This is a genomic window from Xanthobacter sp. BG11Y11_SDJG (assembly GCF_057364445.1).
On the sequence record NZ_JBNFNU010000112.1, the window covers coordinates 1 to 11,356 of the forward strand.

At 70.6% G+C, this 11,356-nt stretch carries 16 protein-coding genes; 10 read left to right on the forward strand and 6 right to left on the reverse strand.

Annotated elements, in window-relative coordinates:
• Positions 1-328, reverse strand: a 328-nt coding sequence (locus tag AC2W7M_RS11435; protein ID WP_486132471.1) for a hypothetical protein, incomplete at its 3' end; no start/stop codon positions are given.
• Between the two features lie 322 nt (positions 329-650).
• Here AC2W7M_RS11435 and AC2W7M_RS11440 point away from each other — a divergent pair.
• From AC2W7M_RS11440 to AC2W7M_RS11475, 8 genes are all read left to right on the forward strand, one after another.
• Positions 651-1,091 carry a host attachment protein gene (locus AC2W7M_RS11440; RefSeq protein WP_486132472.1) on the forward strand — a complete coding sequence of 147 codons (441 nt, stop codon included), beginning with the start codon at positions 651-653 and terminating at the stop codon, positions 1,089-1,091.
• A gap of 6 nt (positions 1,092-1,097) precedes the next feature.
• Entirely contained in the window at positions 1,098-1,589 is a 492-nt protein-coding gene (locus AC2W7M_RS11445) for a TspO/MBR family protein (protein WP_486132473.1), read from the forward strand.
• A 42-nt stretch (positions 1,590-1,631) separates the two neighbouring features.
• A complete protein-coding gene (locus AC2W7M_RS11450) occupies positions 1,632-1,826 on the forward strand; it encodes a twin transmembrane helix small protein (protein ID WP_121622989.1) in 195 nt (64 codons plus the stop codon).
• Positions 1,827-1,835: 9 nt separating this feature from the next.
• Entirely contained in the window at positions 1,836-2,414 is a 579-nt protein-coding gene (locus AC2W7M_RS11455; RefSeq protein WP_486132474.1) for a cob(I)yrinic acid a,c-diamide adenosyltransferase, read from the forward strand.
• Positions 2,415-2,539: 125 nt separating this feature from the next.
• On the forward strand, positions 2,540-3,271 hold the full coding sequence (locus AC2W7M_RS11460; protein ID WP_486132475.1) for a rhomboid family intramembrane serine protease: 732 nt from the start codon (positions 2,540-2,542) through the stop codon (positions 3,269-3,271).
• Positions 3,272-3,580: 309 nt separating this feature from the next.
• Positions 3,581-4,330, forward strand: a complete 750-nt coding sequence (locus AC2W7M_RS11465; RefSeq protein WP_486132476.1) for an electron transfer flavoprotein subunit beta/FixA family protein — start codon at positions 3,581-3,583, stop codon at positions 4,328-4,330.
• A complete protein-coding gene (locus AC2W7M_RS11470; RefSeq protein WP_486132477.1) occupies positions 4,330-5,274 on the forward strand; it encodes an electron transfer flavoprotein subunit alpha/FixB family protein in 945 nt (314 codons plus the stop codon). Before AC2W7M_RS11465 ends, AC2W7M_RS11470 begins: the two co-directional genes overlap by 1 nt.
• An 86-nt stretch (positions 5,275-5,360) precedes the next feature.
• Positions 5,361-6,242 (forward strand): 3-hydroxybutyryl-CoA dehydrogenase, encoded by an 882-nt coding sequence (locus tag AC2W7M_RS11475; protein ID WP_486132478.1) that lies wholly within the window; start codon positions 5,361-5,363, stop codon positions 6,240-6,242.
• 94 nt (positions 6,243-6,336) lie between these two features.
• Here AC2W7M_RS11475 and AC2W7M_RS11480 read toward each other — a convergent pair whose 3' ends face one another.
• Genes AC2W7M_RS11480 through AC2W7M_RS11490 form a run of 3 tightly spaced genes read right to left on the reverse strand, consistent with a single transcriptional unit; the run spans position 6,337 to position 8,679 of the window.
• Complete coding sequence (locus AC2W7M_RS11480; RefSeq protein WP_486132479.1) at positions 6,337-6,699, reverse strand: aminotransferase class III-fold pyridoxal phosphate-dependent enzyme; 363 nt, start codon at positions 6,697-6,699, stop codon at positions 6,337-6,339.
• A complete protein-coding gene (locus tag AC2W7M_RS11485) occupies positions 6,645-7,676 on the reverse strand; it encodes an aminotransferase class III-fold pyridoxal phosphate-dependent enzyme (protein WP_486132480.1) in 1,032 nt (343 codons plus the stop codon). The genes AC2W7M_RS11480 and AC2W7M_RS11485 overlap by 55 nt, the downstream gene beginning before the upstream one ends.
• 19 nt (positions 7,677-7,695) lie before the next feature.
• Positions 7,696-8,679 (reverse strand): phosphotransferase enzyme family protein, encoded by a 984-nt coding sequence (locus AC2W7M_RS11490; protein WP_486132481.1) that lies wholly within the window; start codon positions 8,677-8,679, stop codon positions 7,696-7,698.
• A gap of 167 nt (positions 8,680-8,846) precedes the next feature.
• Between AC2W7M_RS11490 and fabG the strand changes: the two genes are divergently transcribed.
• Positions 8,847-9,620 carry a 3-oxoacyl-ACP reductase FabG gene (fabG, locus tag AC2W7M_RS11495; RefSeq protein ID WP_486132482.1) on the forward strand — a complete coding sequence of 258 codons (774 nt, stop codon included), beginning with the start codon at positions 8,847-8,849 and terminating at the stop codon, positions 9,618-9,620.
• A 6-nt stretch (positions 9,621-9,626) separates the two neighbouring features.
• On the opposite strand, the gene AC2W7M_RS11500 is transcribed toward fabG, so the two are convergent.
• Together AC2W7M_RS11500 and AC2W7M_RS11505 are read right to left on the reverse strand one after the other, a co-directional pair.
• Positions 9,627-9,800 (reverse strand): alpha/beta fold hydrolase, encoded by a 174-nt coding sequence (locus AC2W7M_RS11500; RefSeq protein WP_486132483.1) that lies wholly within the window; start codon positions 9,798-9,800, stop codon positions 9,627-9,629.
• Positions 9,801-9,858: 58 nt separating this feature from the next.
• A complete protein-coding gene (locus AC2W7M_RS11505) occupies positions 9,859-10,635 on the reverse strand; it encodes an alpha/beta fold hydrolase (protein ID WP_486132484.1) in 777 nt (258 codons plus the stop codon).
• Positions 10,636-10,869: 234 nt separating this feature from the next.
• Between AC2W7M_RS11505 and AC2W7M_RS11510 the strand changes: the two genes are divergently transcribed.
• Positions 10,870-11,356, forward strand: a 487-nt coding sequence (locus AC2W7M_RS11510; protein WP_486132485.1) for a hypothetical protein, incomplete at its 3' end; no start/stop codon positions are given.

Genomic DNA, 11,356 nt, shown 5'->3' on the forward strand with positions numbered 1-11,356 from the left:
CGCGGCGCCGCGTGCCCAGCGTGCGGGTCAGCGCCGCGCGCGCACCCGCACGGGGACCGGCCGCAGGCGGGCGATCCGGGGCGCGACGGCCCTTCGCCGTCTCGTCGTCATCGCCCATCAGCATCACGGCAAAGCCCATCTGCACGCTGCCGAAGGTGATGCCCAGAGCCCCGGTGAGAACCACGAGCGCCAGGAGCCCGTCCGGCGAGCCGCTCATCAGCGCCCTCAGATGGAACACGTCGAAGGCCGCGAGGGCGCCGACGAACACCGCGGCGACGCCGACGCCGATCAGGGCATGGCGCAGAAGGAAGCGGACGAGAACGGGCATGGCCTCAAATCCTCCGGCCCGGCGAAGCGGGCTTCGGCTGCCGCGCCGGTGCGGCACCAAATTCGTGAAATCGTCTCACGGGTCGGGCACGCCGGCAAGACGGGACCTGAGGTCAATGCGTCGCAATCGCCCCTTGCATGCGGGCGATTGCGGCACACTTTAGAAAGATGCGGACGCGCCGGTCCTTGATCGCACGCAAAGGCGCGCCGCCAGTGCCGGTCCATGCTGCGCGCTTGCACGCGGCGGGGTGCGGCGGCTGGGAAACGACCCGTGACCGGGACCGCTGCGGCGGGCCCGGCCCTACGACCCGGAGGTGAAGACAATGCCGCATGCGGACAAGCCCAATCGTCTGGTGCTGGTGTGCGACGGGGCGAGGGCGCTCCTTCTGGCCGACAGCGGCATTGCGCCGAAGCCGCGGCTCAAGGTGCTGGAGAGCATCAGCGCGCCGAGCGCACCGACTTCGGAACTCGGCACCGACCGCCCCGGCCGCGTGCACGAATCGAAGGGCGCGTCCCGCAGCGCGGTGGAGACCACCGACCTTCATGCGCTCGCCGAGGCCGACTTCCTGAAGCGGCTCGCCGGCCGGCTCGCGGAACTGGTGCAGGAGGGGGCCGGCCGCATCCTCATCGTCGCCCCGCCGAAGGCGCTCGGCACCCTGCGCGACGCCCTGAGCGCCCAGGTGAAGGCCGCGGTGGACGGCGAACTGGCCAAGGATCTCGTGAAGCTGCCGGTCGAAGAGATCGAGCGGCATATCGCGGCCTGAACACACATGGCTACAGATGTCGCTCCGAACACCCGCCTCGTGCGCTTTTTCGCCGTGGCGGGCCTCATCACCGCCGTGGCGCTCCTCGGCTCGGCGGTGACGGCGCCGCAGATTCCCGGCTGGTACCAGGGCCTCGCCAAGCCGTTCTGGACGCCGCCCAACTGGCTGTTTCCCATCGCCTGGACCACGCTCTATGCGCTCATGGGGGTGGCGCTGCTGCGGCTGTGGGGGAAGCCGCCCCGAACGCCCGGCCGCAACTGGGCCATCGGCCTGTTCCTGGCGCAGCTGGCCTTGAATGCGGCGTGGTCGCCGGTGTTCTTCGGCCTCCAGGCGCCGTGGCCGGCGCTCGCCATCATCGTGCTGCTGATCGCGACGCTGGCGCTCACCATCAAGGCGGCGCGGCCGGTGGACAGGATCGCCGCCTGGCTGCTGCTGCCCTATCTCGCCTGGGTGTGCTACGCATTCACGCTCAACGCCGCCATCGCGGTCATGAACTGACGGCGGCGCTCCCTTGAGGGCGCGCCGCGCGCAGGTGTCCCAATGCTCCACTGGTCCATCTATCTCTTCATTCCGTTCGCGCTGTTCCTGGTGGCGGGAGTGCTGCTGCTCGGCCTGTTCAATTTCGCCTCGGGCGGCTCGCCGCAGCGCTCGCAGATGCTCATGCGCCTGCGCGTGCTGTTCCAGTTCGGCGCGCTGGTGCTGATCATGATCACCATCTTCGCCATGCAGCGCTGAGCCGCCGCCATGGTGAAGCTGAACAAGATCTACACCCGCACCGGCGACGACGGCACCACCGGGCTCGGCACCGGCGCCCGGGTGCGCAAATACGACCTGCGCGTCGCCGCCTATGGCGCGGTGGACGAGGCCAACGCCGCCATCGGCATCGCCCGGCTGCACCTTCAGGGCGAGCCTGCGCTCTCGCGCATGCTGGAGCGGGTGCAGAACGATTTGTTCGACCTCGGCGCCGATTTGTGCACGCCGCCGGCGGACGGCGAGGCGGCGGGCGCGGCGCTGCGCATCGTCCCCTCCCAGGTGGAGCGCCTGGAGGCCGACATCGACACGCTCAATGCGGAGCTGTCGCCGCTCACCTCGTTCGTGCTGCCGGGCGGCAGCGCCGCCTCGGCCTACCTGCACCTTGCGCGCACCATCTGCCGGCGGGCCGAGCGCGACATGGTGGAACTGTCCCATATGCCGGGGGAGGCCGTCGGCGCGCCCGCCGTCGCTTATGTGAACCGCCTCTCGGACCTGCTGTTCGTGGCCGGCCGCTATGCCAACGACCGCGGCAAGGGCGACGTGCTGTGGGTGCCGGGCGCCAGCCGGTAGCAGCCGCACCTCGAAACGCCTGCCGGAACGGCAAGGCCCTTGGCGCGGTGCCGAGCCTTCCGGTAGATTGCCGCCAGATGGGGCCTTGGGCGCGGTGCCGCTGCCCGCCGGGAAATGCCGCGCCGATGTTCGTTCCCCTGCACGACACCAATCCGCTTGAGCATGTGGTGCGCCCCTACGTCACATGGGCGCTCATCGGCCTCAATCTGTTCGTCTTCGTGGTGCTGCAGCACGGCGGCTTCGGCGCCGTGAGCGAGGCGGGCGTGCTCGCCTACGGCACCATACCGGCGGTGGTGACGGGCGCGGCGGTGCTGCCCGAGGGCTACGAGCGCCTGCCGGCGGCCTTCACGCTCGTCAGCTACATGTTCCTGCATGCCGGCTGGCTGCACCTCGTTGGCAACATGGCGTTCCTGTGGGTGTTCGGCGACAACGTCGAGGACGCGCTCGGTCATGCGCGCTTTCTTGCCTTCTACCTCCTGTGCGGCATCCTCGCCGGGGCGGCGCACGTGGTCGCGCAGCCGGGCTCGGAGGCTCCGCTCATCGGCGCGTCCGGTGCCGTGGCTGGGGTGATCGCGGCCTATCTGATGCTGCACCCGCGCATCCGCCTGTGGGCGCTGGTGTTCATGAAGCTGCCGCTGCGCGTGCCCGCGTTCTGGGTCATCAGCCTTTGGATCGTGCTCCAGGTCTATCAGGTGGTGGCGGCGAGCGACGAAGAGACCGCCTGGTGGGCCCATATCGGCGGCTTCGTCGCCGGGGCGGGGCTGGTGGCGGTGATGCGCCGGCCCGGCGTGGCGCTGTTCGACCGCGATCCCTCGGGCGCGCCGACGCCGCGCGGGATGCGGGAAGGCGAGCGTTGACACTCATTCTGGCCGCTCCTACGTTGCCGGCCCCGAGGTTTTGCTGCATTGCAGGGAGCCTTGAGATGACGAGGGTTCCGCCCTGGAGTGCGGGTCCCTCGGCTGCCGGCCCGCCGGCCGCCGATGGTCCGGCCCGCCTCTCCCCAAGACCCGGCGACCGCCCCGGCGCAGTGATGCCGGATCGCGCGGACGCGCGGACTTCGGGGCCGCGGCGCCCGCAACCAACGCGGCGGGCCTGAAGCCCGCTGATATGTGTTCGGCGCATGCGCGCAGCCGGACCTCAGGTCGGGAGATGGGGAGCACGCCTCGATGAAGATCCTGGTGCCCGTGAAGCGGGTGGTGGATTACAACGTAAAGGTCCGGGTGAAGTCGGACGGGTCGGGCGTGGAGCTGGCCAACGTCAAGATGTCCATGAACCCGTTCGACGAGATCGCCGTGGAAGAGGCGCTGCGCCTCAAGGAAGCCGGCAAGGCCACCGAGGTGGTGGTGGTGTCGATCGGCCCGGCCCAGGCCTCCGAGACCCTGCGCACGGCGCTGGCCATGGGCGCCGACCGCGGCATCCTGGTGAAGGTGGACGGCGTGGTCGAGCCGCTGGCGGTGGCCAAGATCCTCAAGGGCGTGGTGGGCGAAGAGGCCCCCGGCCTCGTCATCCTCGGCAAGCAGGCGATCGACGACGACTGCAACCAGACCGGCCAGATGCTGGCCGCGCTGCTGGGCTGGCCCCAGGGCACCTTCGCCTCCAAGGTGGTGGTGGAGGACGGCGGCTTCGCCGTCACCCGCGAGATCGACGGCGGGCTGCAGACCGTGACCCTCAAGGGCCCGGCCGTCGTCACGACGGACCTGCGCCTCAACGAGCCGCGCTATGCCTCGCTGCCCAACATCATGAAGGCGAAGAAGAAGCCCATCGACGAGAAGGCGCCGGACGCCTACGGCGTCGACGTCGCCCCGCGCCTCACCGTGCTCAAGACCGCCGAGCCGGCGGGCCGCAAGGCGGGCGTGAAGGTGGGGTCTGTGGCCGAGCTTGTCGGCAAGCTCAAGGACGAGGCGGGGGTGATCTGATGGCGACCTTGCTCATCGCCGAACACGACAATTCGGCTCTCAACGGCGTCACCGCCAAGGCCCTCACCGCCGCCGCCGCGCTCGGCGCGCCGGTGCATGTGCTGGTCGCCGGCAATAACGCCAAGGGCGTGGCCGAGGCTGCCGCGAAGCTCTCGGGCGTCGAGAAGGTGCTGCTGGCGGACGACGGGCTCTATGCGCACCGTCTGGCCGAGCCGCTGGCCGCGCTCATCGTCTCGCTGGCTCCCGGCTACGACGCCATCGTCGGCCCCTCCACCGCCATGGTGAAGAACGTGCTGCCGCGCGTCGCCGCTCTGCTCGACGTGATGCAGATCTCCGACATCATCCAGGTGGAGGCGCCCGACACGTTCGTGCGGCCCATCTATGCCGGCAACGCGATCCAGACCGTGAAGTCGTCCGACGCCAAGAAGGTGATCACCGTGCGCACGGCCTCCTTCGCCGCGACGCCCGAGGGCGGATCGGCGCCGGTGGAAGCCGTCGCCGCCGCGAGCGACCCCGCGCTCTCGGTGTTCGTGGAGGAAGCGATCGCCGCCTCCGACCGTCCCGAGCTGACGGCGGCGAAGATCATCGTCTCCGGCGGCCGCGCGGTCGGCTCGCGCGAGAAGTTCGCGGAACTGATCGAGCCTCTGGCCGACGCGCTGGGCGCGGCGGTGGGCGCCTCGCGCGCCGCGGTGGACGCGGGCTATGCCCCGAACGACTGGCAGGTGGGCCAGACCGGCAAGGTGGTCGCGCCCGAGCTGTACATCGCGCTCGGCATTTCCGGCGCCATCCAGCATCTCGCCGGCATGAAGGATTCCAAGGTCATCGTCGCCGTCAACAAGGACGAGGAGGCGCCGATCTTCCAGGTCGCCGACTACGGCCTCGTGGGCGACATCAACACCGTCATTCCCGAGCTCAAGGCGGAAATCGCCAAGATCAAGGGATAGGATCAACTGGCTGCGGCCGGCCCCTCGGTCGGCCGGAGCGGGTAGGCCCGCCCCGGTCACCGGCAACAAGGCAGAACGAGAGAACCATGCCGCTCGAGATCAAGAAGGTCGGGGTCATCGGTGCAGGCCAGATGGGCAACGGCATCGCGCATGTCTGCGCGCTGGCGGGCTACGACGTGGCGCTCAACGACGCCGATCCGGACCGCATCCGCTCCGGCCTCGCCACCATCAATGGCAACATGGCCAAGCAGGTGTCGAAGGGCACCGTCTCGGAGGAGGACCGCCAGCAGGCCCTCGGCCGCATTGCCGCCGCCGACCGGATCGAGGACCTCGCCGACTGCGACCTCGTGATCGAATCTGCGACCGAGCGCGAGGAGGTGAAGCGGAAGATCTTCTCCTCGCTCTGCCCGGTGGTGAAGCCGGAGGCGCTGCTCGCCTCCAACACCTCCTCCATCTCCATCACCCGCCTCGCCGCGGCCACCGACCGGCCGGAGCGCTTCATCGGCATTCACTTCATGAATCCGGTGCCGCTGATGGAGCTGGTGGAACTGGTGCGCGGCATCGCCACCGACGACGACACCTTCGAAAGCTCCAAGCAGTTCGTCACCCGCCTGCACAAGACCTATGCGGTGGCCGAGGACTTCCCGGCCTTCATCGTCAACCGCATCCTGCTGCCGATGATCAACGAGGCGATCTACACGCTCTATGAGGGCGTGGGCTCGGTGGACAGCATCGACCGCGCCATGAAGCTCGGCGCCAACCATCCCATGGGGCCGCTGCAGCTCGCCGACTTCATCGGTCTCGACACCTGCCTCGCGGTGATGCAGGTGCTGCACGAGGGCCTCGCGGATTCCAAGTATCGCCCGTGCCCGCTGCTGGTGAAGTATGTCGAGGCCGGATGGCTCGGCCGCAAGACCCAGCGCGGCTTCTACGACTATCGCGGCGAGAAGCCGGTCCCCACCCGCTGAGCGTTGGCCCGCACGGCAGGCCGTCGTCCAGTCACACATCAAGCCCTTCTCTCCGGCCGGAGCGGAGGGCTTGGTGCGTTTCGTGCCGGCGCCGCTACCCCCGCAGCATCGCCCCCAGCGCGTCCACGAACATGTCCGCCTCGTCCGCCGTCAGGCACAGAGGCGGGCGCACCTTCAAGGTATGGCCGAGCGGGCCGGCGGCGCCGATGAGGATGCCGCGCGCGCGCAGGCCGTTGATGAGACGGCCTGCGCCGTCGGGATCCGGAGTTCCGTCCGCCGTCGAGACGATGTCGATGCCGAGATAGAGCCCGGCGCCGCGCACCTCGCCGATGGCGGGGCAGGCGGGGCGCAGTTCGGCCAGCCGCGCGGCGATCCGGGCGCCGACGACCCGCGCATTGTCCATCAGCCCGTCCTCGGCCAGCGCCTCCAGCACCGCGAGCCCGGCGGCGCAGGCCACCGGGCTGCCGCCGAAGGTGTTGAATAGCCGAAGGCATCGGCGAACGGCGCCAGCAGGTCCGGCCGCGTGACCACGGCGCCGAGGGCGATGCCGTTGCCCATGGGCTTGCCCAGGGTGACGATGTCCGGCACCACGCCATGGCGCGCGAAGCCCCACATCTGGGTGCCGGTGCGGCCGAAGCCGGGCTGCACCTCGTCGGCGATGAAGAGCCCGCCCGCCGCCCGCGCCGCCGCCACCGCCGGCTGAAGAAGGCCCGGCGGGTCGGCATGCACCCCGTCGGACGAGAAGATGGTGTCCACCAGCAGCGCCGCGAAGCCGTGCCCGTCCGCCTTCAGCGCGTCGATGGCCGCGGCGACCGCCCGCGCGAACCCGCCCGCCACATCCGCCCCATAATGCGCGGGATGGGGCGGCGGCACGGTGCGCACGAAGGAGGGCGGCCCGCCTTTCCGGTAGGAGGAGGGCGAGACCTCCGTCACGGCGGCGGTGTTGCCGTGATAGGCGCTCTCGCTCACCACCACGCCCGTGGCGCCGCACGCGAGCCGCGCGAGGCGCAGGGCCAAGTCGTTGCTCTCCGAGCCGGTGCAGGTGAAGGCCACATTGGCCAGCGGCGCCGGAAAGTGCGCCAGCAGCCGCTCCGCATAGTCGTCGACCACGTCGATGAGGTAGCGCGAATGGATGTTGAGCTGCCCCACCTGCGCGCGCACCGCCGCGACCACCTTCGGGTGGCTGTGCCCCACCGAGGGAACGTTGTTGTAGAGGTCGAGATAGCGCGCCCCGTCGGCGGTGGTGAGGGTCGCGCAGCGGGCGGCCACCACATGCAGCGGGCGGTCATAGAACAGAACCGAAGTGGCGCCGAAGCTGCGCCGGCGCCGCTCGACCCTCCGCGCCAGGTCGTCGCCCAGGCCGGCGGCGGCGAGGTCCGCACCCGGCGCGGGGGCGAAGGCGTTGAGGGCGAGGATCTCTTTCTTGCGTTCCATGGTCCCCTCCTGCGCGTCCTCAGCCGTGCCGGCCGAGGAAGGCCTCCGCGAGGGCGAGCGTTCCCTCCGTGTAGGGGACGCCCATGGCCTGCGCCGTCGGCGTCTCGGCATGGGAGGCGATCCAGGCGGTGAGCAGGATGCGCCGGAGCATCACATAGAGGTCGAGCTGGCCCTCCGCCTCCGGCCCGAGCGGGGCCTGTGAACGGTAGCCCTCCAGCCACGCCGCGCGCAGCGCCGGCACATAAGGCTCATGCTCGATGAAGGAGATGGCGGCGGCGAAGTCGTAGAGGAACCAGGAGAAGCCGCAGTCGTCGAAGTCGATCAGCGCCAGGCGATCCCCCTCCACCAAGAGATTGGCGAGGCGCAGGTCGGCGTGGATGAGGCCGAAATTGTCCGGCGCTTCCAACGGCGCCAGCTTGTGCCGGAGCACGCCGGCCGTGCGCTCCAGCAGCGCGCGGCCGGGCGCATCGAGGCCGAGGCCGGCGCGGAAGTCGCCCCAGAGCGGCGCGGCGCCGAGCGTGCTCTCGAAGTTCCAGACTTTGCGGGAAAAGCCCTCCGGCCGCGCCCAGCGCCGGGCGTGGGCGTGGAGGCGCGCATGGATGGTGCCCAGTTCGCGGAACCAGCCCTCCAGGGCCTCGCCCGCGTCGGGCTCCTTGCCGGGGAAGAACTCGAACGCCACCACGTGCCGCGTCGTGCCGCCCTCCTTGAGGTCGGCGATCAGCCCGCCGTCCTTCATCGGCACGGGGCGCGGCGTCGTCACCACGCCCTCGGCCCTGAGCGCCGCGATCCAGGCGAGCTCCGAGGCGATCTCGGCGCGGCTGTGGTAGCCTGGCCGGTGGACGCGGAAGACGAGGTCGCCCCCGCCGGTGCCGGTTGCGCGGAAGGTGGCGTTCTCCGAGATGGTGAGAAGCTCCAGCCGCGTGTCCGGCGCGACGTCCCACAAGGTCAGCGCCGCGCCGAGGCCGTGGCTGATGCGCGCCAGGAAGGCGTCGTCATAGAGCATGACGGTCCTCCGCGCAGGATGCGCCGTCACGTCTGCGCGCGCCGAGCCGCGTGTCCATTCCCGCTCCTTCACAAGATCGATCGGACGATGCACTCTTGAGCATGCCCAATATCGCGCCAGAGCGTGGGGCGGCACAAGAACCGGCCGGCAGAAAAGAGGAGCATCGCATGCTGAAGGCGCTCGCGGGGCGGACGGTGGTGGTGACCGGCGGCAGCAAGGGCATCGGCAAGGGCATCGCCCGGCGCTTCGGCGCCGCCGGGCTCAACGTGCTGGTGGTGGCGCGTCGCCTGGCCGATGCAGAAGCGGCGGCCGCCGAGATCGGCCCCAACGCCTCGGCGTTCGCGGCCGATGTGGCCGACCGGGCCGCCTGCGCGGCGTTCGCCGCCGTGGCGCTGGAGCGCTACGGGCGGCTCGACATCCTGTGCGCCAATGCCGGCATCTTCCCGGCGGCGAAGCTCGACGTGATGACCGACGCCGACTTCGACCAGGTGATCGGCACCAACCTCAAGGGCACGTTCCTTTCGGTGGCGGCGGTGCTGCCGGCCATGAAGGCGGCGCGCTGGGGGCGCATCGTCGTCACCTCCTCCATCACCGGGCCGATCACCGGCTATCCCGGCTGGGCGCATTACGGCGCCTCCAAGGCCGGGCAGCTGGGCTTCATCCGCACCGCCTGCCTGGAACTGGCGCCGTTCGGCATCACGGTGAACGCGGTCCTGCCCGGCAACATCCGCACCGAGGGCCTCGACGGCCTCGGCGCCGACTATCTGGAGAAGATGGAGGCCTCCATTCCCCTGAAGCGGCTCGGCAGCGTGGACGACATCGCCAATGCCGCTCTGTTCTTCGCCTCCGAGGAGGCGGCCTACATCACCGGCCAGACGCTGGTGATCGACGGCGGGCAGGTGCTGCCGGAATCGCTCATGGCGCTGGAGGAGATCGCCTGATCCCCTTCAGCCGAGCGCGTCCTGCCGCGCGAGCCAGGCGCGCAGCAGGCCGAGGGTCTCGTCCGGCCGGTCGATGAAGGTGCCGTGGGCCGCGCCGGGGATGACGCCGTATTCCGACCCCGGCACGCGCGCGGCGAAGTCGGCGATCGTCTGCGGCCGCGCCTCGTCATACTGGCCCACCAGGAACAGCGTGCGCGCCCGTCGAGCCGGGCGAGCAGGGGCGCGCCGTCATAGTCCTTCAGGGTGCCGGTGGAGCGGAACTCGCTCGATCCCCACATGGTGCCGTAGAGCTTCGGATTGAAGCCGCGGTCGTCCGGGTGCCGGTAGGCCGCCATGGCCGCGGGGCGCGGCCGCGCAGGTTGAAGGCGCCGTAGAACAGCGCGCTGGCGTCGTCGCAGGCGTCCTGCGGCGGTGGGCTCGGACCCTCGCAGCTCAGGAGGTCGTCGCGCGCTTTGGCGGGGAGCGTGTCGCGCAAGGCGTTGGCATCGGCCATCCAGCGGGCGGTGGAGACGAGCGGGCTCGCCAGGACCAGGCCGGCCAAAGCAGGCGGGCGGCGGGCGCCGTATTCCAGCGCCAGCGTGCCGCCCCAGCTGTGGCCGAGCACGTGCCAGCGGGGGATGCCGAGCGCCGCGCGGATCGCCTCGATCTCGTCCACGAAGCGGCCGACACGCCAGTGGGCGGGATCATCCGGCCGGTCCGATCGGCCGCCGTCCAGCTGGTCGTAAAGGATGACCGTGCGGCCATTCGCCAGTTCCAGCAAATCGAGCAGCGATGAATGGGTGCCGCCGGGGCCGCCATGGAGCGCGAGGAGCGGCAGGCCGCGCCCGGCGCCGTTGACCCGCACATAGATGCGCCCGCCCTCCACGGGCACCATCAGTTCGCGGTCGGGCGCGGGATAGGCGGCGGGGCGCGCCATGACGGGGCGGGCGAGCAGCGCCACGCCAGCGCCGATGAGGAAAGCACGCCGCCCGATGCAGACGGTGTCCCGCCTGGCGTCCCCCCGATCGCCACTCACGCCTGCGCCTCCCACACTCCGATGCCTCCGACCAGGATAGCGGATGGAGAGGCCGGGTGTCGCCCGGGCCGATGCGCCGGCGCGGGGTCGGCAGGCGGTTGACGATGCAGCCGATTTTCTTCGCGCGGCCAGCTGAAGCGCCGCCTTGACAGGACCATGGGCCACCAATAACGATTTCTTGAACAGGCAATTTCAGGCATTTCCGGGGGCGGAGCCATGCGGGGGCGTTCCATTGTGGCCGCGGGGCTTTTCGCCCTCGCGGGGCTTTCGCTCGGCGCGGCGCCGGCGGCGGCGCTGGACGAGAAGGCCTATCAGAAGGCCGGGCGCTGGAACGTGGTCTCGGTCTGGGTCGGACCCATCTTCGGCTATTGCGCCGCCGACACCGACAACGGCCAGGTGCAGTTCCGCATCGGCACGGACGGCAATTCCTGGCAGATCGGCGTGCCCTATTACGGCCGGCGCGGCAAGGTGCAGGGCTATTACGGCTTCGGCGACGCGGCCGAGATGGGCGCCTTCGCCGCCGAGGGCGACGGCTGGGCCTCCATGGCAATCAACCGTGACCAGCTCGACGCCTTCCGCAACGCGCCGGACTTCGCCGTCAATCTCGACCGCGGCCTGCAGGTGTTCAACCTCGATGGCGCGGCCGCGGCCATCGACCTCGCGCGCCAGTGCGCCCGCAACCAAGGACAGCGGCAGGCGGCCGCGCGCAGCCGAACCGCGC